At 63.5% G+C, this 25439-nt stretch carries 18 protein-coding genes; 4 read left to right on the top strand and 14 right to left on the bottom strand.

The features are described from left to right. Window positions 1-42 precede the first annotated feature (42 nt). Window positions 43-780: an ABC transporter substrate-binding protein gene (locus NRG23_RS21630; RefSeq protein ID WP_257372038.1), complete on the top strand. Its 738-nt coding sequence runs from the start codon at window positions 43-45 to the stop codon at window positions 778-780. A gap of 90 nt (window positions 781-870) precedes the next feature. Here NRG23_RS21630 and yccS read toward each other — a convergent pair whose 3' ends face one another. The 9 genes from yccS to betI form a co-directional block, all read right to left on the bottom strand. Next, the gene (yccS, locus tag NRG23_RS21635; protein ID WP_038636158.1) at window positions 871-3045 is read right to left on the bottom strand and encodes a YccS family putative transporter; all 2175 of its coding nucleotides are present in this window, start codon (window positions 3043-3045) and stop codon (window positions 871-873) included. A gap of 242 nt (window positions 3046-3287) precedes the next feature. Continuing rightward, window positions 3288-4466: an NAD(P)/FAD-dependent oxidoreductase gene (locus NRG23_RS21640; RefSeq protein WP_009051261.1), complete on the bottom strand. Its 1179-nt coding sequence runs from the start codon at window positions 4464-4466 to the stop codon at window positions 3288-3290. Window positions 4467-4610: 144 nt separating this feature from the next. Next, window positions 4611-5948: an ATP-dependent RNA helicase DbpA gene (gene dbpA / locus NRG23_RS21645; RefSeq protein WP_231999354.1), complete on the bottom strand. Its 1338-nt coding sequence runs from the start codon at window positions 5946-5948 to the stop codon at window positions 4611-4613. A 280-nt stretch (window positions 5949-6228) separates the two neighbouring features. Beyond that, on the bottom strand, window positions 6229-7656 hold the full coding sequence (gene mdtD / locus NRG23_RS21650) for a multidrug transporter subunit MdtD (RefSeq protein ID WP_110177500.1): 1428 nt from the start codon (window positions 7654-7656) through the stop codon (window positions 6229-6231). A gap of 209 nt (window positions 7657-7865) precedes the next feature. After that, the gene (locus NRG23_RS21655) at window positions 7866-9203 is read right to left on the bottom strand and encodes a TldD/PmbA family protein (RefSeq protein ID WP_103331615.1); all 1338 of its coding nucleotides are present in this window, start codon (window positions 9201-9203) and stop codon (window positions 7866-7868) included. Next, window positions 9203-10645, bottom strand: coding sequence for a TldD/PmbA family protein (locus NRG23_RS21660; protein ID WP_009051257.1), 1443 nt, complete (start codon window positions 10643-10645; stop codon window positions 9203-9205). The genes NRG23_RS21655 and NRG23_RS21660 overlap by 1 nt, the downstream gene beginning before the upstream one ends. Window positions 10646-11041: 396 nt before the next feature. Next, entirely contained in the window at window positions 11042-12745 is a 1704-nt protein-coding gene (gene betA / locus NRG23_RS21665) for a choline dehydrogenase (RefSeq protein WP_016704223.1), read from the bottom strand. Between the two features lie 167 nt (window positions 12746-12912). Further along, window positions 12913-14385 (bottom strand): betaine-aldehyde dehydrogenase, encoded by a 1473-nt coding sequence (betB, locus tag NRG23_RS21670; protein WP_041984879.1) that lies wholly within the window; start codon window positions 14383-14385, stop codon window positions 12913-12915. A 113-nt stretch (window positions 14386-14498) separates the two neighbouring features. Then, entirely contained in the window at window positions 14499-15092 is a 594-nt protein-coding gene (betI, locus tag NRG23_RS21675; RefSeq protein WP_009051253.1) for a transcriptional regulator BetI, read from the bottom strand. 481 nt (window positions 15093-15573) lie between these two features. Between betI and NRG23_RS21680 the strand changes: the two genes are divergently transcribed. Beyond that, a complete protein-coding gene (locus tag NRG23_RS21680) occupies window positions 15574-17514 on the top strand; it encodes a BCCT family transporter (RefSeq protein WP_231999355.1) in 1941 nt (646 codons plus the stop codon). Window positions 17515-17797: 283 nt separating this feature from the next. Here NRG23_RS21680 and choV read toward each other — a convergent pair whose 3' ends face one another. The 3 genes from choV to NRG23_RS21695 all read right to left on the bottom strand — a co-directional run bounded on the left by choV (window position 17798) and on the right by NRG23_RS21695 (window position 20845). Continuing rightward, complete coding sequence (choV, locus tag NRG23_RS21685; protein WP_038636170.1) at window positions 17798-18976, bottom strand: choline ABC transporter ATP-binding protein; 1179 nt, start codon at window positions 18974-18976, stop codon at window positions 17798-17800. Beyond that, the gene (choW, locus tag NRG23_RS21690; RefSeq protein WP_007925985.1) at window positions 18973-19818 is read right to left on the bottom strand and encodes a choline ABC transporter permease subunit; all 846 of its coding nucleotides are present in this window, start codon (window positions 19816-19818) and stop codon (window positions 18973-18975) included. Before choW ends, choV begins: the two co-directional genes overlap by 4 nt. A 70-nt stretch (window positions 19819-19888) precedes the next feature. Beyond that, window positions 19889-20845: a choline ABC transporter substrate-binding protein gene (locus tag NRG23_RS21695; RefSeq protein ID WP_009051250.1), complete on the bottom strand. Its 957-nt coding sequence runs from the start codon at window positions 20843-20845 to the stop codon at window positions 19889-19891. A gap of 426 nt (window positions 20846-21271) precedes the next feature. On the opposite strand from NRG23_RS21695, the gene NRG23_RS21700 reads away from it, so the two are divergent. Then, on the top strand, window positions 21272-22648 hold the full coding sequence (locus NRG23_RS21700) for an L-serine ammonia-lyase (protein ID WP_009051249.1): 1377 nt from the start codon (window positions 21272-21274) through the stop codon (window positions 22646-22648). Between the two features lie 571 nt (window positions 22649-23219). After that, on the top strand, window positions 23220-24314 hold the full coding sequence (locus tag NRG23_RS21705) for a GlxA family transcriptional regulator (RefSeq protein ID WP_009045963.1): 1095 nt from the start codon (window positions 23220-23222) through the stop codon (window positions 24312-24314). On the opposite strand, the gene aac(6') is transcribed toward NRG23_RS21705, so the two are convergent. Together aac(6') and NRG23_RS21715 are read right to left on the bottom strand one after the other, a co-directional pair. Continuing rightward, complete coding sequence (gene aac(6') / locus NRG23_RS21710; protein WP_110177496.1) at window positions 24315-24761, bottom strand: aminoglycoside 6'-N-acetyltransferase; 447 nt, start codon at window positions 24759-24761, stop codon at window positions 24315-24317. It abuts the gene before it with no gap. Window positions 24762-24823: 62 nt separating this feature from the next. Continuing rightward, window positions 24824-25084: a hypothetical protein gene (locus tag NRG23_RS21715; RefSeq protein WP_007925996.1), complete on the bottom strand. Its 261-nt coding sequence runs from the start codon at window positions 25082-25084 to the stop codon at window positions 24824-24826. Window positions 25085-25439 lie beyond the last annotated feature (355 nt).

Consider the following 25439-nt stretch of genomic DNA (forward strand, 5'->3'; position numbering starts at 1 on the left):
CAAAAACACGCAGGGCTGTCCGCCCGCTAAGGATCTTTTAGCATGCTGCGATTGCATCGAGCTTTTGCTTTGATCGGATTGCTGTTGCTGGGCCAGAGCGCTTATGCGGAAAAATTGCGATTGGTGGCCGACGCCTGGCCGCCCTTCACGGATGCGACGCTGGTCAACGGCGGGCTGGCCACCGACATCGTCAGCACCGCGCTGGCCCGGGCCGGTTACGCCAGCGAGTTCGAACAGGTGCCCTGGGCGCGGGCCCTGCTCGGCGTCGGCGAGGGCCGTTACGACGTGCTGGTGAATGCCTGGTTCAATGAGGCCCGCACCCAGCTGGGGCAGTTCTCCTCGGAGTACCTGGTCAATCGGGTGCGTTTCATCCGGCGCAAGGATACCCCCGTCGAATACACCAACCTCAAGCAATTGCACCAGTACCCCATCGCCGTGGTGCGTGGTTATGCCTACTCGCCCGATTTCGACAGCGATCCGGAGCTGCAGAAGGTCCTGGTGCACAACTTCGCGATGGCGGTGCGCATGCTGGCGGCCGACCGGGTCAAGCTGACCCTGGAAGACGAATACGTCGCCCGCTATTACCTGGCGCGGGAGTCGCCACGGGTACGCAATGCAGTGGAGTTCCTGCCCAACTCCCTGAGCGAGAACGGCCTGCATATCCTGGTCAGCCTGAAGAACCCCGAGCATGAGCAGATCGTGGCGAAGTTCGACCGGGAGATCGAGGCGATGAAAGCCGACGGCAGCTACGACCGCTTGCTGCGCCAGCACGGGATGTAAGGGGGGCAGCGGCAAGCTTTGAGCTACAAGCTGCAAGCAAGGCAATTTGCACCCGTCTTGCAGCTTGTAGCTTGCAACTTGCAGCTGCTCTTAGGCTGCCTTGATCAGGTGCGCCGCCAGGGTCCGCAAGGGGCCCAGTTGGCGGCAGATCAGCGCCAGCTGGGTCTGCACCAGCCGCTGGCCTTCATCGATCTCGTCCGGCATCTGCTCCAGCTCGTTGGCCAGGGCTTCTTCGGTATCGCTCTGGATCGCCACCGGCTGCTTGCTTGCCAGGCCCTGGGCAATTTCATCGATGCTGCTGGCCAGGCTGACCCCGGCCCCATCGATCAGGTGCTCGCGGACTTCCGTCGGCAACTGGGTTTCCCGGTGCGCGCCGAGGCCGGAGAGGTAGCTGAGCAAGGTGTGCGACAGCACCAGGAAACGAAAGCCGACGTCCGCTTCCTTACGGAAGTGCCCAGGCTCCATCAGCATGTTGGCCAGGGTGGTGGACAGCGCCGCGTCGGCGTTATGGGCATTGCGCCGGGCCAGGCGGTACGCCAGGTCGTCGCTCTTGCCGGCCGCGTACTGCTGCATGATCTGCCGCAGGTAGATGCTGTTGCAGGTCAGGGTATTGGCCAGCACTTTGTTCAGGCGTCGGCCCTGCCAGTCCGGCAGGAACAGGAACACCGCCAGGCCGGCGATCAGGCTGCCCAGCAGGGTATCGAACAGGCGCGGCAGCAACAGCCCGTAGCCGTCGCCCACCTGGTTGAAGCAGAACAGCACCATGATGGTGATGGCGGCGGTGGCCAGGGTGTAGCGAGTGGTGCGGTTGGTAAAGAACACCACCCCGGCGGCGATGGCGAACAGCGACTGCACCAGCGGGCTGGGGAACAGGTCGAACAGCGCCCAGGCGACGACCAGGCCGATGGCGGTGCCGATGATCCGCTGGCCCAGCTTGCGTCGCGTGGCGCCGTAGTTCGGCTGGCAGACGAACAGGGTAGTGAGGATGATCCAGTAGCCCTGGGATGGGTGGATCAGGTGCACCATGCCGTAGCCGATGCTCAGGGCCAGGGGCAGGCGCAGGGCGTGGCGAAACAGCAGCGATGTCGGGGTCAGCTGGGTGCGCAGGCGGGTCCAGACGTCCTTGAGGTTGCGCGGCGAACGGTCCAGCAGGCTGCTGTCGGTGGCGTCGGCCAGGGCGTCGGGGTTGCTGGCGTCGCTGAGCAGGCGGTCGAGGGTGCCGAGGTTGGCGGCCAGCGCCCGCAGCGAACGCAGCAGGCCGCGCCAGGCCGGGTTGCTCTGGATGCGCAGGTGTTCCAGGGAGGCGTGCAGGTCGCTCAGGGCCTCGGCGAAGCTGGCGTCGTAGACGAAGGGCTGGCGCAGCTGGATGGATTCGCCCAGGGCCCGGCAGGCCTTGCCTTGCTGGCGCAGCAGGCGCTGGCAGCGGAACAGCACGTCGCTGTGGAAGAACGCATCGGCCAGGGCGTTGTAGGGGTAGTGGGACGAGCTGGCGCGTTCGTGGATGTCCTGGGCGAGGAAATACAGCTTCAGGTAGCGGCTGACTTTCGAGCCCGGCCGGCCGTTGCCGACCCGATGCAGGATGATTTCCTTGGCGGCGTTCAGGGCCGCCACCACCCGGCCGTTCTGCTGCGCCAGTTCCAGCCGGCGCGCTTCCACATCCAGCTGGCGAATCGGTTCGAACAGCGACGACTTGAGCTTGAGGTAATAGCCCAGCTCGCGGAACAGGCGCGCCAGGCTCTGCTGCACCGGCTGGTTGGAAAACATCGCCTGCCACAGCACCGACAGCAGGCCGTACCAGGCAGCGCCGGCCACCAGCAGCAGCGGTTCGTGCCAGAAGTCGGTGACGGCGCCGCCGCGCTGGTCCACGCCGATCATGGTGTAGACCGACAGGATCAGGGTCGCCGAGGCGATCGCCCCGTAACGTTCGCCCAGGGCGCCGAGCATGGTCAGGCCAAAGCTGGCCAGCGCCAGGGCGATGACGAAGATCCAGGGGTAGGGGAACAACAGTTCGACGGAAAGGGCGGCGACGCTGAAGCACACCAGGGTCACGGCCAGGGCATTGATCCGGCCTTGCCAGCTGTCGTCGGTCTCGGCCAGGGCGCTGGCGATAATCCCCAGGAACAACGGGATCAGCAAAGCCATTTCGTCCTGGTACCAGCACAGCGCCATGCTCCCGGTCAGAGCGATGAACACGCGCACGCTGTAGCTGAATTTATCCAGCGCCCAAAGGCGCCGCAGTGACTGACGAAAGCTGGTCGATGACATGAAGTGAGAAAGCCTTCCGGGGCGATGCCGCTAAATTGAGCCAGTATTGACGCCCGCGCAATGGGGTCGTCACATCCGCCAGCAAATTCTGTTCCTGCTGATGTTCATCGGTACCTGTAGCCGCTGCCGAAGGCTGCGATCGACCCGAAGGGGCGCAGCGATCTGGCGTCCTCCGAGGTCCTGCGGACCTATCGCAGCCTGCGGCAGCGGCTACAGGGATCGGGTGAGCGCCAGGAAGCGGATCAGACGTACTGCGCGGCCGCGTAACCCGAGGCCCAGGCCCACTGGAAGTTGAAGCCGCCCAGGTGGCCGGTGACGTCCAGCACCTCGCCGATGAAATACAGCCCCGGGCTCTTCAGCGATTCCATGGTCTTGGACGACACCTCGCGGGTGTCGACGCCGCCCAGGGTCACCTCGGCGGTGCGATAACCCTCGGTGCCGGCGGGCACCAGTTGCCAGCTCGCCAGCTTGCTGGCGATGTCCGCCAGCTCGGCGTGGGTGTACTGCTTCATCGGCTTGGAGACGAACCAGCTGTCGGCCAGCAGGCCGGCCATCTTCTTGGTGAAGATCTCGCCGAGCAGGGTCTTGAGCTCGCTGTTGGGACGCTCGGCCTGCTGCTGTTGCAGCCAGCCCGGTACGTCGTGGTCCGGCAGCAGGTTGATCTCCAGCGTGTCGCCGGGTTGCCAGTACGAGGAAATCTGCAGGATCGCCGGGCCGCTCAGGCCGCGGTGGGTGAACAGGATGTTCTCGCGGAAACTCATGTCGTTGCAGCTCACCAGGCAGTCCACCGAGGTGCCGGACAGCTCGCCGCACAGCTCCTTGAGCTGGTCGGTGATGGTGAACGGCACCAGGCCCGCGCGGGTCGGCAGCAGCTCGTGGCCGAACTGCTTGGCGACCTGATAACCGAAGCCGGTGGCGCCCAGGGTCGGAATCGACAGGCCGCCGGTGGCGATCACCAGGGATTCGCACTGGAGCTGGCCGAGGGTGGTTTCCAGCAGGTAGCCGGCGTCGAGCTTCTCGATCTGCTGGATCGAGGTGTCCAGGTGCAGCTGCACGCCGACCTGGTCGCACTCGTCGAGCAGCATGCCGAGGATGTCGCTGGACTTGTTGTCGCAGAACAGCTGGCCGAGCTTTTTCTCGTGGTACGGCACGCCGTGCTTGGCCACCAGGCCGATGAAATCCCACTGGGTGTAGCGGGCCAGGGCCGACTTGCAGAAGTGCGGGTTCTGCGAGAGGAAGTTGCCGGGCTCGGTGTACATGTTGGTGAAGTTGCAGCGCCCACCGCCGGACATGAGGATCTTCTTGCCGGCCTTGTTGGCATGGTCCAGCAGCATCACCTGGCGGCCACGACCGGCCGCGGTCAGCGCGCACATCAACCCTGCGGCGCCAGCGCCAATGATCACGACTTCGGTAGAGCGCAAAACGGTGTCCTCAATAGGGGCGAACGATCCTGTAGCCGCTGCCGCAGGCTGCGATAAGGCCGAAGGCCTTCAGCGATCTCAAGATCCCGCGCCCCTTCGGGGCGATCGCAGCCTGCGGCAGCGGCTACAGGTTAAGCGGTGGTTTTACAGGATGCGCACGCGCAGCGAGCGGCCCTTGATCTTGCCGCTGTTCAGGCGTTGCAGGGCCTGCTTGGCGATGCCGCGGTCCACGGCGACATAGGCCTGGAAGTCGAAAATCGCGATCTTGCCGACCTGGGTGCCGGGGATGCCGGCTTCACCGGTCAGGGCGCCGAGGATATCGCCCGGGCGCACTTTGTCCTTGCGCCCGGCGCCGATGCACAGGGTGCTCATGGCCGGCAGCAGCGGGCCGCCGCCCTGGGATTTCAGGCTGTCGATCTGTTCCCAGTTCAAGGGTGACTTCTGCAACTGCTCGATGGCCTGGGCGCGGTGCGCTTCGGACGGCGCCACCAGGCTGACCGCCAGGCCCTTCTCACCGGCGCGGCCGGTGCGGCCGACGCGGTGGATGTGAATCTCCGAATCCCGCGCCAGCTCGACGTTGATCACCATGTCCAGGGCATCGATGTCCAGGCCGCGGGCGGCCACATCGGTGGCCACCAGCACCGAGGTGCTGCGGTTGGCGAACATCGCCAATACCTGGTCGCGGTCGCGCTGTTCCAGGTCGCCGTGCAGGCCCACCGCGGACATGCCCTTGGCGGTCAGGTGGTCGACGGTTTCCTGGACCTGCTGCTTGGTGAAGCAGAAGGCCACGCAGGATTGCGGGCGGAAGTGGTTCAGCACCTTGACCACCGCGTCGATGCGCTCTTCCGGCGAGATCTCGTAGAAGCGCTGCTCGATCTGGCTGTCGGCGTGCAGGGCTTCGGCCTTCACCTGCTGCGGGTCGCGCATGAACTTCGAGGCCAGCTGCTTGATGCCCACCGGGTAAGTGGCGGAGAACAGCAGGGTCTGCCGGCGCTCGGGGGTGTAGGCGATGATTTCTTCGATCGGGTCGTAGAAGCCCATGTCCAGCATGCGGTCGGCTTCGTCGAGGACCAGGGTGTTGAGACCGTCGAGTTTCAGCGAACCCTTGCGCAGGTGCTGGGACAGGCGGCCCGGGGTGCCGACGATGATGTGCGCGCCGTGCTCCAGCGAGGCGATCTGCGGGCCGAAGGACACGCCGCCGCAAAGGGTCAGGACCTTGATGTTGTCTTCGGCGCGGGCCAGGCGACGGATTTCCTTGGCCACCTGGTCGGCCAGCTCGCGGGTCGGGCAGATCACCAGGGCCTGGCAACCGAAGTAGCGCGGATTGATCGGGTTCAGCAGGCCGATGCCGAACGCGGCGGTCTTGCCGCTGCCGGTCTTGGCCTGGGCGATCAGGTCCATCCCCTTGAGGATCACCGGCAAGCTTTGCGCCTGGACCGGCGTCATCTGGGCATAACCGAGTGAGTCGAGGTTAGCCAGCATGGCGGCGGACAGCGGCAAAGTATTAAAAGCGGTGGCAATGGTGGTCACGGGACGGGCCTGCAAAACAAAATGTCGCGCAGTGTATCAGTCCCGCTCCCTTTACCTGCAATTTCTGGACGAAAAGTAGCCAGAACTCCCACAGGTCCCACGAATCCTGTAGGAGCGAGCTTGCTCGCGAAAAAAACTCCAGGGTAGCGCGAGGTACCTGACCTAGCGCGTTGCCTTGACGCTCATCGCGAGCAATCGAACGTCGACCGGCTGCTCCTACCGAAGAGGGAGATCAGTGCTCGATATGCTCCTGGACCTTCTTCGCCCGCCGGCCGTCCTTGGGCGACAGCTGCAGGAAGATCGCCGCCGCCAGCATCGCCATGATCCCCACCGTGAGGAAGGTCAGCTGGAAGGCGCCGAGCACGGTGTTCACGCCATCGTTGCCGACTTCGGCGGTGAAGCCGCCGAGCAGCGCGCCGGCGCAGGCCACCCCCAGGCTCAGGGACAGTTGCGCCACCACCGACAGCAGGCTGTTGCCGCTGCTGGCGGAGGCGTCGTCGAGGTCGATCAGGGTCACGGTGTTCATCGCCGTGAACTGCAGCGAGTTGATCGCCCCCAGCACCGCCAGCATGCCCAGCAGCAGCGGGTAGGGCGTCTGTTCCGTGACCAGGCCCATGCTGGCGAGCATGATCCCCAGCGCCAGGGTGTTGCCGGTGAGGACGATGCGGTAGCCCAGGTGTTCGATCAGCGGACGGGCGATGGACTTGGCCAGCATCGCCGCGGCGGCCAGCGGCAGCATGCTCATCCCGGCCTGGGACGGTGAATAACCGAGGGCCACTTGCAGCAGCAGCGGCACCAGGAACGGCAGGGCACCGCTGCCGAGGCGGGCGAACAGGTTGCCGAGGATGCCCACGGCGAAGGTCCGCACCTTGAACAGCGAAGGCGCGAACAGCGGATTGTCGACGTGCCCGGCCCGCAGCCAGTACGCCGCGAGGCAGGCCAGGCCGCCGAACAGCAGCAACATCACCCGCAGGTGCGGCAGGTGCAGTTCGCCCAGGCCTTCCATGGCGATGGTGATCAGCACCATCGCCGCGCCGAACAGCAAAAAGCCCAGGCCGTCGAAACGCGTGCGTTCGCTGCCGCGCAGGTCGGGAATGAACTTCCAGACGGCATAACAGCCGATCACGCCCACCGGTAGGTTGATCAGGAAGATCCAGTGCCAGGTCAGGTACTGCACCATCCAGCCGCCCATGGTCGGGCCGATCAGCGGGCCAAGCAGCCCGGGAATGGTGATGAAGCCCATGATCCGCACCAGTTCCGAACGCGGGTAGGCGCGCAGCACCACCAATCGGCCGACGGGCAGCATCAGGGCACCGCCCAGGCCCTGGATCACCCGGGCGCCGACCAGCAGGCTAAGGGAGTTGGACAGGGCACAGAGCAGCGAGCCGATGCTGAACAACAGGATGGCGCCGAAGAAAATCTTGCGGGTGCCGAAGCGGTCGGCGATCCAGCCGGAGGCCGGGATCAGCAGCGCCACGGTGAGCATGTAGGCGATGACTACGCCCTGCATGCGCAATGGGTCTTCCGCCAGGTCGCGGGCCATGGCCGGCAGGGCGGTGTTGAGGATGGTCCCGTCGAGGGATTGCATGAAGAAGGCGATGGCCACCACCCAGGGCAGCCAGCGGGCGGTGTTGGCGTCAAGCTCGGCACGGTTGGGCATGGGACCTCTTTCTTGTTGTGAGCACGCCCCCTGTAGGAGCGAAGCTTGCTCGCGATAGCGGTGTGACATTCAACATCGATGCCGAAGACCAACCGTTATCGTGAGCAATCGAGCATCGGCCGGTTACCCCAGCGACCGCATCGCGGGCAAGCCTCGCTCCTACAGAGGCATGGTTCTCCTGCTGGGGCGAAGTTTGCCCGCGACAGCGGTTACAAGGTCAACGTCAGCCGGCTCACCAGTGCGCCCGGCAGTTGCGCCGAGGCGGTCTGGCGCTGGCTGTAGGTACTGGCCGACAGCAGCAGCTCGCGCTCCTGGGTCAGGCCTTCCAGGTGCGAACCCAGCAGGCTGTAGACGCTGTCATCGAAACGCATGGTGCTGACTGGCGCCTGGATCTCGCCGTTCTCCACCCAGAAGGTGGCGAAGCGGGTCATGCCGGTCAGGCGCGCCGCCGGCTGGTCCGAGTAGTTCAGGTACCACAGGTTGCTGATGTACAGGCCGGTGCCCAGTTGCTGGAGAATGTCCTGCTGCGACAACTGCCCGGGCGCCATGTTCAATGCGCTGGGGTATTCGCCGCTGCCGGCGCCGTTGGTGGCCAGGCTGTATTCGGCGGCGCTGCGCGAGTTGATCAACTGCCCTTGGGCGACGCCGCCGGCGATCAGCGACAGGTCGCTGCGCGGGTAGCCTTCATCGGAAAACGCCGGGCTCAACGAGCCGGTGACCTGCTCGTCCAGCGACACCAGGGGGCTCAGGCGGGCATCGCCGGCATAGAGCTTTTGCAGCGGGCTGTGCTTACTGGCGATGGATTGGGCGGAAAACCCGCCCCAGCTCAGCATGCCCATGATTTCCTCCAGGGCCGCCGGCGCCAGGTAGGCGCGATACTGCCCGGGCGCCAGGGTGCGCAGCGGTCGGCCGAGAAACGCCAGCTGTTCCCGGGCCTGCTGGAAGCGCTGGGCAAAACCCTGGCTGCTCCATTCGTGCCCGGCGTAGCTGGCTTTGACGGCCTGGCCGTTCTCGTGGAACAGGCTGAAGTCGAAGTTGAAGCTGTTGGCCTGATGCCAGCCAAAGGCTCCCGAGGAACTGGCAAAACCCCGGCTGATCGGGCCGGCCGCGTAGAACCCCACCAGGTCCAGCCCGGCGGCGGCCTGGCCGATTTCGGCCACCACCTGCTCGCTGCTGGGCAGCGGGTGCTCCTGCACATTGTGGGTGTTCCAGGCGTCGTGGTTGAGCAGCAGGTACGGGTCCTGAGGCAGCAGCGGCAAGGTCTCGCGCAACTGTTGCAGGCCTTCGGCCAGGCGCTGGATGTCGACCTGCGGGTCGCCGGCGAGGGTGATGCTGAGGTCGGCATGGCGCCCGTCGTCGATCAGCTTGAAGCCGAGGCTGGCCTGCTGCACTTGCCCGGCCTGGCGCACCTTGGCGTGGTTGAAGCGGATGAACTGCGAAGACTCGGCGGCGTAGCTCAGGGTGAACTGCTCAGGCTCGCGCACGGCGTCGCGCAGCCAGTCCACCAGGGCCTTGAACTGCTCGGCCTGATTCAGGGACGTACTCATCAGGCGTCTCCTCCAAATACATCGACATTGCTGAAAACACAGGCCGGCGAGGCATGGCCGACGCGGATCACCTGGTTCGGTTCGCCCTTGCCGCAGTTCGGCGTGCCCAGGACCTTGAAGGTGCTGGCGTCGCCGACGGCGCTGAGGCTCTTCCAGAACTGCGCGGAAATCGCCCGGTAGTTGGGGTTTTTCACCACGCCCTTGAGTTCGCCGTTCTCGATCAACTGGCCCCATTCACAGCCGAACTGGAACTTGTTGCGCGCATCGTCGATGGACCAGGAACGGTTGGTGGACATCAGGATGCCGTTCTCGATGCCGCCGATCAGCTGCGCCAGCGGCTGGTCGCCGGGCTCGATATTGAGGTTGGCCATGCGGTCGATGGGCGGGCGGTTCCAGCTGCAGGCGCGGCTGTTGGCGACACCGTCGAGGCCGGCGCGAAATTGCGAGAGCGCGCCGCCCAGTGGGCGCAACAGCAGGCCCTGCTTGATCAGGAACTGCTTGCTGGCGGCCGTGCCGTCGTCGTCATGGCCGTAGCTGGCCAACTGCTCGGGAATGTCCGGGTCGAAGGTCACGTTGAGCAGGCTGGAGCCATATTGCAGGCTGCCGAAATCGCTGCTTTTCACGAAGCTGGTGCCGGCGTAATTGCGCTCGTCGCCGAGGATGCGGTCCAGCTCCAGCGGGTGGCCGATGGACTCGTGGATCTGCAGCATCATCTGGTCCGGCATCAGCAACAGGTCGCGTGGGCCTTGCGGCGTATTGGGCGCCAGCAGCAGTTGCAGCGCCTGGTCGGCGACCTGGGCGCCGGCACCGATCAGGCCGCAGCGGCTGATCACGTCGGCGCCGCCCTGCTGGCCGAAGTTCTCGCGGCCCAGGCTGCGGGTCTGGCTGTCATTGCCGTCGTAGGCGGTGACGTCCATGCCCGGGTAGACGAAACGCTGGGCCTGACGCAGTTCGGCGCCGGCGCTGTTGAGGTAGATCTGCTCGACGTGGGTGAGGCCGAGGCTGACCTGCCAGTTCACCAGGCGCTCGTCCTTGGGCACGGCCGCGGACTCGTCGCCGAGCAGCTGGTAGCAGTCGCTCAGGGACGGGAAGGGCTGCTCGAGGTTAGGCGAGAAGTAATCGGCGCGGTCGCTGGACACCGCCTGTTCGCGCAGGTCGAGCAGGGCGTGGGCGGCGATCAGCCGGGCCTGTTGCTCGGCCCGTTGCAGGGCGGCCTGCAGACCGTTTTGCGACAGGTCGTTGGTGGCGGCGTAGGCCTCGACGCCATTGACCCGCACGGTGAGCATCGCACCTTCGTCGCGGCTCAGGCTCGGCGGCTCCGCGACGTTCTTGCGCACCGACAGGTACTGGCCGGATTCGCGCACGTAACGCAGGGAAAAGAATTCGGCGCCCGTGCGCAAGGCAGCGAAGCGCTGCTTGAGCTGGGGGTGGAAATCGAACATGTGAGGAACCTCCATGTGAACAGTCCGGCTGTTGCAGGCCTTATCGAGAGCAAGCGAGCGTCGGGCCAGGGTTTTTCTGTAGGAGCAGCCGGTCGACGCTCGATTGCTCGCGATAAAGCCCGAAGGGCTTTGAAGCCAGGTCGGAAAAGGTGCTGGGGAATGCTGCGAGCGCCTAGATTAGGCCGGTGCGGTGGGCGGTATCAAGCGGGGAGGCGCAGGGAAATGTTGGAGAACTGTAGTCGTTGCTAAGGTCTGTGATTCGGCAATCGGGTTCTTGCCTGGTGAATCGGGGTGGCTGGTTTACGTCGGCTGCGCCGCCGATCGCAGCCTGCGGCAGCGGCTACAGGCCGGATACAGCAAAACGGCGCCGATCGTTGCGATCGGCGCCGTTCGACGTTACTGCGCGGTAGCGCTCACTTCACGTACCGGCTTGCCACGTACCGGGGCATCGCCCGCCACGTAGTAGGCCGCCTTGCTGCGTGGCAGAGGCTGACGGCCACGGATCTTGTCGGCGATTTTCTCGGCCATCATGATCGTCGGCGCGTTCAGGTTGCCGGTGGTGATGATCGGCATGATCGAGGCATCGACCACTCGCAGACCCTGCATGCCATGCACGCGACCCTGGCCATCGACCACGGCCATTTCGTCGGTGCCCATCTTGCACGAGCAGGATGGGTGGAACGCGGTTTCGGCGTGCTCGCGGATGAATTTATCCAGTTGCTCGTCGGTCTGCACTTCGATGCCCGGGCTGATTTCGCGGCCGCGGAAGGCGTCCAGTGCCGGCTGTTGCATGATTTCCCGGGTCAGGCGGATGCCGTCGCGGAATTCCTGCCAGTCCTGCTCGGTGGCCATGTAGTTGAACAGGATGCTCGGGTAGTCGCGTGGGTTCTTCGACTTGAGCTGGATCCGGCCGCGGCTTGGCGAACGCATGGATCCCATGTGTGCCTGGAAGCCGTGTTCCTGTACGCCGTTGCTGCCGTTGTAGTTAATCGCCACCGGCAGGAAGTGGTACTGGATGTTCGGCCATTCGAACTCTTCGCGAGTGCGGATGAAACCGCCCGCTTCGAACTGGTTGCTGGCGCCGATGCCGGTGCCATTGAACAGCCATTCGGCACCGATGGCCGGCTGGTTGTACCAGAGCAGCGACGGGTACAGCGAGACCGGCTGGGTGCAGGCGTACTGCAGGTACAGCTCCAGGTGGTCTTGCAGGTTTTCGCCGACGCCCGGCAGGTCGTGGACCACCGGGATGTCCAGGCTTTCCAGCAGCTTGGCCGGGCCGACGCCGGAGCGTTGCAGGATCTGTGGCGAGGCGATGGCGCCGGAGCACAGCAGCACTTCCTTGCGGGCACGGGCTTCGACGCGCTCTTCGGCGGAGCCGACCAGGTAACGCACGCCAACGGCACGCTTGCCTTCGAACAGGATCTTGTCGGTCAGGGCGTGGGTGACGATGCTCAGGGTCGAACGCTTTTTCGCCACGTCGAGGTAGCCGCGGGCGGTGCTGGCGCGACGGCCTTTAGGCGTCACGGTGCGGTCCATCGGACCGAAACCTTCCTGCTGGTAGCCGTTGAGGTCTTCGGTACGCGGGTAACCGGCTTGCACGCCGGCTTCGACCATGGCGTGGAACAGCGGGTTGTTGCCGGCTTTCGGCGTGGTCACGCTGACCGGGCCGTCGCCACCGTGGTAGTCGTTCGGGCCGATGTCGCGGGTTTCCGCCTTGCGGAAATACGGCAGGCAGTCCAGGTAGGTCCAGTCTTCCAGGCCTGGCAGTTTTGCCCAGCCGTCGTAGTCCATGGCGTTGCCGCGGATGTAGCACATGCCGTTGATCAGCGAGGAACCGCCCAGGCCCTTGCCGCGGCCGCATTCCATCCGGCGACCGTTCATGTGTGGCTCTGGGTCGGTCTCGTAGGCCCAGTTGTAGCGACGGCCTTGCAGCGGGAATGCCAGGGCTGCCGGCATCTGCGTGCGGAAGTCGAAACGGTAGTCCGGGCCGCCGGCTTCGAGCAGCAGCACGGTGACGCCTTCGTCTTCAGTCAGACGGGTCGCCAGGGTGTTACCGGCGGAGCCGGCACCGATGATGATGTAATCGTATTCTTGGGACATTGAATGCACCCTCTTTGGAGTTGGTCAGGTCTGGCCATGGCGAGTGCTGCGCACTCGATCGCGGGCAAGCTCCGCTCCTACAGGAGATTTGCGTGCTTCTGTAGGAGCAGGGGGGACGCCTAGTTCTTGCCCGCGAAGGCGGCCTCGCAGGCGAAGCGAATTTCGCCTTAGAACACCGAGGCGTAGTCGCCCAGCTCGACCTGTACCGATTTGATGCGGGTGAAGTTGTTCAGCGAGCTGATGCCGTTCTCACGGCCAACACCCGACTGCTTGTAGCCACCGACCGGCATCTTGGCGTCGGATTCGCCCCAGGCGTTGATCCAGCAGATACCGGCTTCGAGCTGATGAATCACGCGGTGCGCGCGGTTCAGGTCGCGGGTTACCACACCGGCGGCCAGGCCGAAGTCGGTGTCGTTGGCGCGACGGATCACTTCTTCTTCGGTTTCGTAGGTCAGGATGCTCATCACCGGGCCGAAGATTTCTTCGCGAACGATGGTCATCTCGTCGGTGCAGTCGGTGAACACGGTCGGTGCCACGAATGCGCCTTTGGCGAATGCGCCGTCGGTCAGGCGTTCGCCGCCGCACAGCAGGCGGGCGCCTTCTTCCTTGCCCTTGGCGATGTAGCCCAGCACGCTTTCCATGTGGGCGAAGCTGACCAGCGGGCCGAAGTTGGTGTTTTCGTCTTCCGGGCTGCCAACGCGAATGCGCGCGACGCGCTCGACGATCTTGGCTTCGAAAGCGGCTTTCAGGTGGCTCGGTACGAAGACACGGGTACCGTTGGTGCAGACCTGGCCGGAGCTGTAGAAGTTGGCCATCATCGCGGTGTCGGCGGCGCGATCCAGATCGGCGTCGTCGAAGATGATCAGCGGCGACTTGCCGCCCAGTTCCATGGTCACGTCTTTCAGCGAGGAGCTGGAAGCGCTGGCCATGACCTTCTTGCCGGTGTCGGTGCCGCCGGTGAAGGAGACTTTCTCGATGCGCGGGTGTTCGGTCAGCCAGGTGCCGACTTCGCGACCGCTACCGGTCAGGACGTTGAACACGCCAGCCGGAACGCCGGCTTCGGTGTAGATCTCGGCCAGTTTCAGGGTGGTCAGCGAGGTGACTTCGCTTGGCTTGAAGATCATCGCGTTACCGGCCGCCAGGGCTGGCGCGGATTTCCACAGGGCGATCTGGATCGGGTAGTTCCACGCGCCGATACCGGCCACGACGCCCAGCGGCTCGCGACGGGTGTAGACGAACGAAGTGGTGCGCAGCGGGATCTGCTCGCCTTCGATGGCCGGTACCAGGCCCGCGTAGTATTCCAGCACGTCGGCGCCGGTGACGATGTCGACATACTTGGTTTCGGAGTAGGCCTTGCCGGTGTCCAGGGTTTCCAGGGCAGCCAGTTCATCGTTGCGCTCGCGCAGGATATCCACGGCGCGACGCAGGATGCGCGAACGCTCCATGGCGGTCATCGCGGCCCAGATCTTCTGGCCTTTCTCGGCGCTGACGACAGCGCGCTCGACGTCTTCCTTGGTCGCACGTTGCACTTGAGCGAGGACTTCACCGTTGGCCGGGTTGATGGCGTCGAAGGTGGCGTCGCTGCCGGCGTCGGTGTAGCCGCCGTCAATGTAGAGTTTTTGCAGTTCGAAACGGGCCATGTTGATAGTCCTCGCAAGTGCATAAGTGGTTGGCGTTCACCACTGGGCGCGCCGTGTAGCCTGGGCGCGCTGGTCAGTGGCAGTTCAGGGGGCCGAGCGTCTTGTAATGTGCTCTAGCGCTCCTGCTTAGCCAGTTGGAAATCCATGTATTCGTAAGCGATCCGGTGCGCCTGCTCGGTGTCGAAAGAGTCTCCCGACAGCGCGCCGCGCAACCACAAACCGTCGATCAGGGCTGCCAGGCCTCGCGCTGCGCTGCGTGCATCATCCAGCGGCAGGACGCGGCGGAACTGGCAGCACAGGTTGGAATACAGGCGGTGATCGTTGATCCGCTGCAACCTGTGCAAAGACGGGTGGTGCATGCTGGTGGCCCAGAAGGCCAGCCAGGTTTTCATTGCCGGGCCATTGACCTGGCTGGCGTCGAAGTTGCCTTCGATGATCACCTGGAGGTGCGCCCGCGGGCTCTTGTCCTCCAGCGCCTGACGGCGCGCGGTGACGTTCTCGCTGAGGACACTCATCAGATACTGCGCCGTGGCGGCGATCAGGCCGTTCTTGTCCTGAAAGTAGTGACTGATGATGCCGTTCGAGACACCGGCCAAACGGGCGATCAGCGCAATGCTGGCGTCCCCCATCCCGACCTGATCGACCGCCAGCAACGTGGCTTCGATCAACTGCTGGCGGCGGATGGGTTGCATACCGACCTTGGGCATCTTGCACATCTCCTTAGGCCTGCTGGCAGTCGTAAAACGGCTACCGGCGTGAGGGCCAGTCTATTTTGTTTTGATTGAACGTTCAATCAACAAAGAATAAGATCTGCGACAAATCGTCGCTGCCTCCAGGTCCTTCCTGCGTGTAGATGGCGGAAAAGCGACCTCCGAAAAAGCCTGAAACCCAAGCAGGGCATAGCGTGAGCCAGCGAGGACGGATGTGTTGAATGGGCAAGACGCTTAAGGCCAGGTGACGAACTGCACGTTTGCACTCGGCCTTCGACGCTGGTTCTCAACGCAACTCCTGCAGGTTCGGGCTTTTTCGGGGTGTCTTTATATCACCCGTCGGTCGGCTGCCAACTAACCGATTGGTCGGGTGCCGTGTTGCCTTGTGTTCTTCTCTCGCACTGCCTGGAGCATCTGTGCCATGAGTTCTGCCTCTCTTATAAAGACCCCACCGGAAAAGGTGCGGGTCAACGGTTGGGTGTTCTACACCTCTACCGCGCTGATCCTGTTGCTGACCGCCATTCTGATCATCGCCCCGCAAGAGGCCGGCAGACTGCTTGGCATTGCCCAGGCCTGGTTGTCCCGCAGCTTCGGCTGGTACTACATGGTGGTGATCGCCGCCTATCTGGTATTCGTCGTCGGCCTGGCGTTTTCCTCCTACGGCAAGCTCAAGCTGGGGACCAAGCAAGACACCCCGGATTTCAGCTATGGCGCCTGGGCCGGCATGCTGTTCTCGTCCGGTATCGGTATCTCGCTGCTGTACTTCGGCGCTTCCGAACCGCTGGACCATTACTTCAACCCGCCTGAAGGCGTAGCGGGCAGCAACCAGGCCGCGCGCCAGGCGCTGCAGCTGACTTTCCTGCACTGGGGCCTGCACGGCTGGGCGATCTACGCCCTGGTCGGCCTGGCCGTGGCCTACTTTGCCTACCGCCACAACCAGCCGCTGGCGCTGCGTTCGGCGTTGTACCCACTGGTGGGCGAGCGCTGGGTCAAGGGCGCGGCCGGTCATGCGGTGGATGGTTTCGGCATGTTCGTGACCCTGCTGGGCCTGGTGACCAACCTGGGCATCGGTTCGATGCAGGTGTCTTCCGGCCTGGAAAACCTGTTCGGCATGGAACACAGCAACACCAACCTGCTGATCGTGATCATCGTCATGAGCACCGTGGCCACCATCGCTGCGGTATCGGGTGTGGAAAACGGCATCCGCCGCCTGTCCAACCTGAACATCGTGCTGTTCAGCGGCCTGCTGATCTTCGTGCTGCTGTTTGGTCCGACCCTGCACCTGCTCAACGGTTTCGTGCAAAACGTCGGCGATTACCTCAACGGTGTGGTGCTCAAGACCTTCGACCTCTATGTGTACGAAGGCGACAACGCCAAGTCCGACCGCTGGCTGGGCCTGTGGACCCTGTTCTACTGGGCGTGGTGGATTTCCTGGGCGCCATTCGTCGGCATGTTCATCGCGCGTATTTCCCGTGGCCGTACCGTGCGCGAGCTGGTGGCGGGCGTGCTGCTGATTCCGCTGGGCTTCACCCTGGCCTGGCTGTCGGTGTTCGGTAACTCGGCCCTGGACCTGGTGATGAACCATGGTGCGGTGGAGCTGGGCAAGACGGCGCTGGAACAGCCATCCATGGCGATCTACCAGCTGCTGGACCATTACCCGGCGTCGAAGATTGTCATCGGCGTGTCGATTTTCGTCGGCTTCGTGCTGTTCCTGACCCCGGCCGACTCCGGCGCGGTGATGATGGCCAACCTGTCCTGCAAGGGCGGCAACGTCGACGAAGACGCCCCGCACTGGCTGCGGATCTTCTGGTCGGTGGTGATCACCCTGGTGACCGTCGGCCTGCTGTTCGCCGGTAACTTCGAAGCCATGCAGACCATGGTGGTGCTGGCCGGCCTGCCGTTCTCGGTGGTGCTGGTGTGCTTCATGTTCGGCCTGCACAAGGCCATGCGCCAGGACACGCAGATCGAACAGGAGCAAGCGGAACTGGCGGCCCGTGGTCGTCGTGGTTTCAGCGAGCGCCTGACCCAGCTGGACCTGCAGCCGACCCAGGCGGTGGTCCAGCGTTTCATGGACAAGCACGTGACGCCGGCACTGGAAGAAGCCGCTACCCAGCTGCGCAACCAGGGCCTGGATGTGCAAACCCTGCTGGGCAAGTCCAAGCGCTGCATGGGCGTGCGGATCGAGATGGAAGAGGGCAACCCTTTCGTCTATGAAGTGAGCCTGGACGGCTATCTGGCGGCGCCGAGCGAATCGGCCGATGCGCCGGAAGAGCGTGCGCGCTACTACCGCGCCGAGGTCTACCTGCACAACGGCAGCCAGGAATACGACCTGATGGGCTTCACTCAGGAGCAGATCACCCGTGACGTGCTCGATCAGTTCGAAAGCCATCGGCAGCTCCTTGGCCGGGTCTACAGCTAAGAGGTCGCGGTGTAGCCCTGTTACACCGCGTCGCCTTCATCGCGGGCAATCGAGCGTCGACCGGCCGCTCCTACAGAAGACGCACACGCATGCCTCTGTAGGAGCGAGCGGGCGGCGATCCGACTTGCCCGCGAAGCGATGTACCTGGTTCCCCGCAACATCAGCAACGCCCCCATCGCCAGCAAGCGGGCTCCTGCAACAGGGGGCGATCCTACTGAAGACTTTCCCGATAAAACAAAAACGCCGCGATCAATGTCGCGGCGTTTTTGTTTACGTGTCGCTGTTACCCCAGGTTCTTGCCGAGCAGCGCGTGGTAGAGCTCGCTGTCGCCAAGGATCCCCACCACCTTGTTGTTGTCGTGCAGCACCAGCTTGTTGCCGGTCTGGTAGCGGATCTGCAGCGCATCGCGCATGCCGATGCTGGAGTCCACCAGGGTCGGCTTGCGGCCCAGGCCTTCCACCGCCTGGCCCGGGATCCAGTTCTGCAGGTCGAGGCTGGCGCCGTTCTGGCGTGCGCCCTTGATGGTGTTGCCCTCGGCCAGGTCGAGCCAGGAGTCGCCACCCGGATCCAGGCACACGGAGCCGTTGATGCGCTTGCAGTTGTCCAGGGTGCGCATCAGGCTGCGACCGCAGAGCACGTTGAGCGGGTTGGTATGGGCGACGAAGGTGCGCACATAGTCGTCCGCCGGGTTCAGCACGATCTCTTCCGGCTTGCTGTACTGGATGATCCGGCCGTCTTTCATGATGGCGATGCGGCTGCCCAGTTTCAGGGCTTCGTCGAGGTCATGGCTGACGAACACGATGGTCTTGCTCAGCTTGCGTTGCAGTTCCAGCAGTTCGTCCTGCAGGCCCTGGCGGATCAGCGGATCGAGGGCGGAGAAAGGTTCATCCATCAGCAGGATGTCGGCGTCCATCGCCAGGGCGCGGGCCAGGCCGACACGCTGCTGCATACCGCCGGACAATTCGTCGGGCTTCTTGTTGCGCCACTGGGTCAGTCCCACCAGCTCGAGTTTCTCGTCCACCAGCTTGCGCCGTTCCTTTTCCGGCCGGCCCTGCATCTCCAGGCCGAAGCTGATGTTCTCGCGAACGGTCAGCCAGGGCATCAGGGCGAACTTCTGGAACACCATGGCGATGCGCTTGGTGCGCATCATCTTCAGTTCCGCCGGGGTGCAGGAAGCGATGTCGATCTGCCTGCCGTCATGCTCGACGAACAGCTTGCCGCGGCTGACGGTGTTGAGGCCGTTGATGCAGCGCAGCAGGCTCGACTTGCCGGAACCGGAGAGGCCCATCAGCACGCAGATTTCGCCTTTCTCGATGTCCAGGCTGGCCTTTTCCACACCGACGATCTGGCCGGTCTTTTTCAGGATCTCGTTGCGGCTCATGCCCTGATCCAGCAGCTTGAGCGCCTCGCGTGGATCCTTGGAGAAGATAACGTCGACGTTATCGAAGCGGATTATGCTCATGCGTCACCCCCTACTTTGGCTTCGGGTTGTTTGCAGATACGGTCGAGCATGATCGCCAGCAGTACGATTGCCAGGCCTGCTTCGAAGCCCAGGGCGATATCGGCGGTGTTCAGTGCGTTGACCACGGGTTTGCCCAGGCCGTCGGCGCCCACCAGGGCTGCGATCACCACCATCGACAACGACAGCATGATGCACTGGGTGATGCCGGCAGCGATGCTCGGCATGGCGTGGGGCAGCTCGATACGCGACAACAGTTGACGGCGCGAGCAGCCAAAGGCCTTGCCGGCGTCCATCAACTCTTGTGGTACATCGCGGATGCCCAGGTAGGTCAGGCGGATCGGCGCGGCAATGGCGAACACCACCGTGGAGATCAGGCCCGGCACAACGCCCAGACCGAACAGGGTCAGGGTAGGAATGAGGTAAACGAAGGTCGGTACGGTCTGCATCAGATCGAGCACCGGACGCATCATGGTGTAGAACATCGGCTTGTGCGCGGCGACGATGCCCAACGGCACGCCAATGAGCACGCAGACCAGGGTGGCGAACAGCACCTGGGCCAGGGTTTCCATGGTTTCCTGCCAGTAACCCAGATTGAGAATCAGCAGGAAGGACAGCACGACAAAGGCCGTCAGGCCCCATTTGCGTTGAATGATGTGCGCCAGCAAGGCAATCAGGCCGATCAAGGCCAGCGGGTTGAACCAGGTCAGCGCAAACGTCACGCCGTGGATCATCGTTTCCAGGGTCGATGCGATCGCATCGAATGTGTTGGCGCCGTGTTGCGTCAACCATTCAACGAAGGCAGCGATGTACTGGCCTAAAGGGATTTTCTGATCAATGAGCATGGTATTGAACGTCCGCATGCAAGGAATAAACAGCCCGGGCGGGCGAACCCACCCGGCGTAAGCGACCTACTTAATTAGCAGCTTGCGCAAGCTTGGCTTTCACGGCCTCCAGGCCTGGTTTTCCGTCAATGGTGGTCACGCCAGCGAGCCAGGTATCGAGTACCTCGGGGTTTTTCTTCAGCCAGGCCTTGGCGGCCGCCTCGGGCTTCATCTTGTCGTCCAGGACGTTACCCATCAGGGTGCTTTCCATATTCAGGGTGAACGACAGATTCTTCAGCAACTGACCAACGTTGCTGCATTCCTCGGCGTAGCCCTTGCGGGTGTTGGTGTAGATGGTCGCCTGGCCGTAGTTGGGGCCGAAGAACTCGTCGCCGCCGGTCAGGTACTTCATCTTGAAACGGGTGTTCATCGGGTGCGGTTCCCAGCCCAGGAACACCACCGCGGTGCTGCGCCGTTGCGCGCGCTCGACCTGGGACAGCATGCCCGCCTCGCTGGACTCGACCACCTTGAAGCCGGCGTCTTTCAGGCCGAAGGCGTTCTTGTCGATCATGCTCTGGATCATGCGGTTGCCGTCGTTACCCGGCTCGATACCGTAGATCTTGCCGTCCAGTTCTTTCTTGAACTTGGCGATGTCGGCGAAATCCTTCAGGCCCTTGTTGTACAGCTCTTCCGGGACCGCCAGGGTGTACTTGGCGTTCTCCAGGTTGGCGCGGATGGTTTCCACAGTGCCGGCATCGCGATAGGGCTTGATGTCGTTTTCCATGGTCGGCATCCAGTTGCCGAGGAACACGTCCATGTTCTTGCCGTCGGCCAGGGACTTGTAGGTCACCGGCACGGAAATCATCGTGGTCTTGGTCTTGTAGCCAAGTGCCTCGAGAACCACGCTGGTGGTCGCGGTGGTGACGGTGATGTCGGTCCAGCCGACATCGGAGAAGTTTACGGTGCTGCATTGCGCCGGTTCTGCGGCGTGCGCCAGAAGCGGCAGACTCAGCATGGCGGCCAACAACAACGACGGGGAACCTTTCATGGGATGGACTCCTGGGTGTTTTCTGGCGGTGTGTCTGACCGCACTTATAAGTGTTGCGGTTGGGGCGAGTGGGACAGCTCTACCACAGTGCCTTGCAATCGAGTCGAGACTGATCATGTACCAGTGAAAATCTGACGCCTACAGGGTGCGTCGTATCCAGTACAGGGAGGGTCGCATCCAGTGTCGGTAAGGTCGCTTACAGCTTTTTTCAGCACTTTTTGCCCATCTGAACCGCAAAAAAACGGCCAGAACCGGAGGTCGGCGGGCCACGGCGTTGGTGGGCATGAGTGAGTCGGTGTGAGACGTCGAACGACACTGCAAAAGCCTGATGATGCGCGTATCTCGGCGGATTACTGCTTGAGCGTAGCAGCTTCGCCACCGGGCGTTTGGGCGCCCGGCGTGTGCTCATCGAGGAGTTTCGCAGTAATGGCTATCAGTGTTTTCGACCTGTTCAAAATCGGCATCGGCCCCTCCAGTTCCCACACCGTCGGGCCCATGCGCGCCGCGGTGCTGTTCGTCCAGGCGCTGCGGGAAAAAGACCTGCTGGAGCAGGTGCGCCGCATCGAGGTAAGGCTCTACGGTTCGCTGTCGGCCACCGGCATCGGGCACGGCAGCGACAACGCGGTAATCATGGGGCTGATGGGCGAATGGCCGGATGCGATCGATCCGTCGCAGATCGGCGGTCGCATCGAGACCCTGCGCGAAACCAATACCCTGCTGCTCGACAACCGCCTGCCGATCCCCTTCGTCTGGGCGCGCGACATGCTGCTGCTCGACGAGAACCTGCCGTTCCACCCCAACGCCATGACCCTGGTGGCCGAAGGCGAGTCCGGGGAGCTGCACCGCGATACCTATTATTCCGTGGGCGGCGGTTTTGTCGTCGACGAGGCCCAGGCCAGCAGCGGCGTGGTGGACCTGGATCGCACCGAATTGCCTTACGACTTCTCCAGCGCCGTGGAGCTGCTGAGCCTGTGCCAGAAGCACAACCTGCGGGTGGCCGAACTGATGATGGCCAACGAGAAGGTCTGGCGTTCGGAGGAGGAGATCCGCGCGGGCCTGATGAAGCTCTGGCAGGCCATGCAGGATTGCGTCGAGCAGGGCCTCAAGCATGAAGGCATCCTGCCCGGCGGGCTCAATGTGCGACGCCGCGCGGCCAAGCTGCACCGCAGCCTGCAGGAATTGAACAAACCCAATGTGATCGGCTCGACCCTGAGCGCCATGGAGTGGGTCAACCTGTATGCCCTGGCGGTCAATGAAGAGAACGCCGCCGGCGGGCGCATGGTGACGGCGCCGACCAACGGCGCGGCGGGGATCATTCCGGCGGTGCTGCATTATTTCATGCGCTTCAGCGAGGATGTCACCGACGCCAACGTGGTGGACTTTTTCCTCGGCGCGGCGGCGGTGGGGATCCTTTGCAAGAAGAACGCCTCGATCTCCGGTGCCGAAGTCGGTTGCCAGGGCGAGGTGGGTTCTGCCTGCGCCATGGCTGCCGCCGGTCTGGCGGAGATTCTCGGGGCGTCGCCGGAGCAGCTGTGCAACGCCGCGGAAATCGGCCTGGAGCATAACCTCGGCCTGACCTGCGACCCGGTCGGCGGCCTGGTGCAGGTGCCGTGCATCGAGCGCAACGCGATTGCCGCGGTGAAGGCTATCAATGCCGCGCAAATGGCCCTGCGCGGCGACGGCCAGCACTTCATTTCCCTGGACCGGGTGATCCGCACCATGCGCGATACCGGCGCCGATATGCATGACAAATACAAGGAGACATCGCGCGGCGGGTTGGCGGTCAGCGCTGTGGAGTGTTGAGGGCTTAAACAGTGGGGCCGCTGCGCGGTCCATCGCGAGCAAGCTCGCTCCTACAAGGTGCCGCGTTCTCCTGTAGGAGCGAGCTTGCTCGCGATGACGCCCGGTATTTCACCACCATCCACAAGCAGAATTCACCCACCTCAATGGCAATGTTCTGCTCATAAATTGAACACCCCGCGACGCCCTCGCCACCTTTTGGAGCGTCGCAAACAGGTAAGTCCAAGGGCTCATCGGTCAGGTTTTTCACTCACCTCGGCTGAGCGCCCGCCTGTGCTTGCGGTGACACTCTTTTCCCGGGACGTTTCTCGCCGTTCCCACAAGTGCTACCGATTTGCTCACAGCCACCGGCCCAGGGCCCTCCACGGCCGATTCGGCACTGATAACCCGCACATTGCGCACGGCTTATATAGACGCATCGCGACGTCGTTTTCAGGAGTTATTGAATGGCCATTCAATTTTAGGCATGGCAATTGCTCTGTCATCACAAAGCCCGTCTCCCACGTGAGAATGATGGCAATAACAAGAGCCTCCGCCTGAGGCCATCACCTGCTTTGTGTGAGGAGATACCGCGATGACGACGTTCAACTCCGGGGCTCAACCCCAGAACCGTGCGCCTCAATCCATCGGCTTTTTGCTGCTGGACAATTTCACGCTGATTTCCCTGGCCTCCGCGGTCGAGCCGCTGCGCATGGCCAACCAGTTGTCCGGTCGCGAGCTGTATCGCTGGACCACCCTCAGCGTCGACGGCGGCCAGGTCTGGGCCAGTGATGGCCTGCAGATCACCCCCGACGCCTCCATGCACAAAGCCCCCGCCCTGGACACTGTGATCGTCTGCGGCGGCATCGGCATCCAGCGCACCGTGACCCGCGAGCATGTGTCCTGGCTGCAAAGCCAGGCGCGCCAGTCCCGCCGTCTCGGCGCGGTCTGCACCGGCAGTTGGGCCCTGGCCTGCGCCGGCCTGCTCGACGGTTTCGATTGCAGCGTGCACTGGGAATGCCTGGCCTCGATGCAGGAAGCTTTCCCGCGGGTGGCCATGAGCACTCGCTTGTTCACCCTCGACCGCAACCGCTTCACCAGCTCCGGCGGCACCGCGCCGCTGGACATGATGCTGCACCTGATCAGCCGCGATCACGGCCGTGAACTGTCGGCGGCGATCTCGGAAATGTTCGTCTACGAACGCATCCGCAACGAGCAGGATCACCAGCGCGTGCCGCTCAAGCACATGCTCGGCACCAACCAGCCGAAGTTGCAGGAAATCGTCGCGCTGATGGAAGCCAACCTGGAAGAGCCGATCGACCTCGACGAACTGGCGGTCTATGTCTCGGTATCGCGGCGCCAGCTGGAGCGGCTGTTCCAGAAATACCTGCACTGCTCGCCATCGCGCTACTACCTGAAGCTGCGGCTGATCCGCGCCCGCCAGCTGCTCAAGCAGACGCCGATGTCGATCATCGAAGTGGCCTCGGTCTGCGGTTTCGTCTCCACGCCGCACTTCTCCAAGTGCTACCGCGAGTACTTCGGCATTCCACCGCGTGACGAACGCGTAGGATCCAACACCGCTCAACAGGTGGCGATGATGCCGATTCCGCAGGCGCTGGTGCTGGCTGGCCCGATGTCCTCGCTGAGCCAGGCGCGCAACGAATCGACCTTCGCCAGCGTCAGGCTGTAATCACAGGCTTTTCCTGAAGTACACGACGCGCTCGGTTTCCTCGAAACCGAGCGCCTTGTGCACGGTCTGGCTCAACAGGTTTTCCAGGCCGGTATCCGAAGCCATTTCCACGCAGCCCTGGTCCCGTCCCCATTGGGCGACGGCTTCTATCAGTTGTTCGGCAATGCCCTGGCGCCGCTGTTCGGCGCTGACGTACAACCCCTCCAGAAACACCACCGGCGAATGCTCGGTGCCGTTGACGTAGTCGCGCCGCAACGAAGCTTCGGCCAATCCCACTGGCTGGCCCTCGGCGGTATAAGCGAGCAGGTTGATATAGCGCTGCGGGTCGTCCAGCAAGCTGGCGATTTCCTCCAGGTGTTCCTCGGCCGGGCAGTCGGGCCACAGCGCCTGGCGCAATGACAGCCAGCCCGATCGATGGGCTGACTGGCAGGGTTCGATTCGAATCATGGGGGCGGTTCCTTGGTGTGCAAGTACCGCACTCTACGCCGCGATCCGCTCCCGGCGAAGGCTCAGGCGCGGCTGTTCTGGAACTGGGCCAGGGCCGGCAACAGCTGTTTGTCGATGGCCTGGCGCACGGCCGGCAGGATGGTCGCATTGCCGGTGAGCATCTGCTCGACCATGCCCTTGAGGGCCTTGGCCCGGGCATCGCTCAAGCCGCGCACCGCGCACTCGCAGGCCTGGTCGGCCGTGGCGCCGGCTGGCATTTCAAAACCCAGGGCCCTCAGTTGGCCGAGCAGGTCGTCCTGGTCAATCAGATCCGCGTGCATCATGACTCTTATCCTTGTTCAGGGAGCGTGGTCGTGAGCCGATTCTGGTAGCCGTCCGGACAGTCGGCAAGGGCGAATTGTCGCAATGGCCGGGATGCCTATGAACAGGTCGTTTTCGGCTAACTTGGCTTGAGGGCGACTGGGCACACTGGATTCCAGCTCGGTCATCGAAGGTTTGGTCACCCTCGTGTCGGCTCCTCAGAAAACCTCCTCTGCCCCGATCCTGTCACGGCTTGATCGGGGTCTTTTTTTGTCTGGAAAAAATGCGCCGCCTGGGAGATTTTTTCGCGAGCAAGCTCGCTCCTACAGGAAACTGCGCGTACCTGTAGGAGCGAGCTTGCTCGCGATAGAACCGACG

This window comes from Pseudomonas sp. T8, from assembly GCF_024610635.1.
Taxonomy (GTDB): Bacteria; Pseudomonadota; Gammaproteobacteria; order Pseudomonadales; family Pseudomonadaceae; genus Aquipseudomonas; species Aquipseudomonas chlororaphis_I.

Excerpts from the sequence above, each read along its gene's own strand:
- NRG23_RS21630 (WP_257372038.1), top strand. The coding sequence starts at position 43 with ATGCTGCGATTGCATCGAGCTTTTGCTTTGATCGGATTGCTGTTGCTG.
- yccS (WP_038636158.1), bottom strand. The coding sequence starts at position 3,045 with ATGTCATCGACCAGCTTTCGTCAGTCACTGCGGCGCCTTTGGGCGCTG.
- dbpA (WP_231999354.1), bottom strand. The coding sequence starts at position 5,948 with ATGCTGGCTAACCTCGACTCACTCGGTTATGCCCAGATGACGCCGGTC.
- mdtD (WP_110177500.1), bottom strand. The coding sequence starts at position 7,656 with ATGCCCAACCGTGCCGAGCTTGACGCCAACACCGCCCGCTGGCTGCCC.
- NRG23_RS21655 (WP_103331615.1), bottom strand. The coding sequence starts at position 9,203 with ATGAGTACGTCCCTGAATCAGGCCGAGCAGTTCAAGGCCCTGGTGGAC.
- NRG23_RS21660 (WP_009051257.1), bottom strand. The coding sequence starts at position 10,645 with ATGTTCGATTTCCACCCCCAGCTCAAGCAGCGCTTCGCTGCCTTGCGC.
- betA (WP_016704223.1), bottom strand. The coding sequence starts at position 12,745 with ATGTCCCAAGAATACGATTACATCATCATCGGTGCCGGCTCCGCCGGT.
- betB (WP_041984879.1), bottom strand. The coding sequence starts at position 14,385 with ATGGCCCGTTTCGAACTGCAAAAACTCTACATTGACGGCGGCTACACC.
- betI (WP_009051253.1), bottom strand. The coding sequence starts at position 15,092 with ATGCCCAAGGTCGGTATGCAACCCATCCGCCGCCAGCAGTTGATCGAA.
- choV (WP_038636170.1), bottom strand. The coding sequence starts at position 18,976 with ATGAGCATAATCCGCTTCGATAACGTCGACGTTATCTTCTCCAAGGAT.
- choW (WP_007925985.1), bottom strand. The coding sequence starts at position 19,818 with ATGCTCATTGATCAGAAAATCCCTTTAGGCCAGTACATCGCTGCCTTC.
- NRG23_RS21695 (WP_009051250.1), bottom strand. The coding sequence starts at position 20,845 with ATGAAAGGTTCCCCGTCGTTGTTGTTGGCCGCCATGCTGAGTCTGCCG.
- NRG23_RS21700 (WP_009051249.1), top strand. The coding sequence starts at position 21,272 with ATGGCTATCAGTGTTTTCGACCTGTTCAAAATCGGCATCGGCCCCTCC.
- NRG23_RS21705 (WP_009045963.1), top strand. The coding sequence starts at position 23,220 with ATGACGACGTTCAACTCCGGGGCTCAACCCCAGAACCGTGCGCCTCAA.
- NRG23_RS21715 (WP_007925996.1), bottom strand. The coding sequence starts at position 25,084 with ATGATGCACGCGGATCTGATTGACCAGGACGACCTGCTCGGCCAACTG.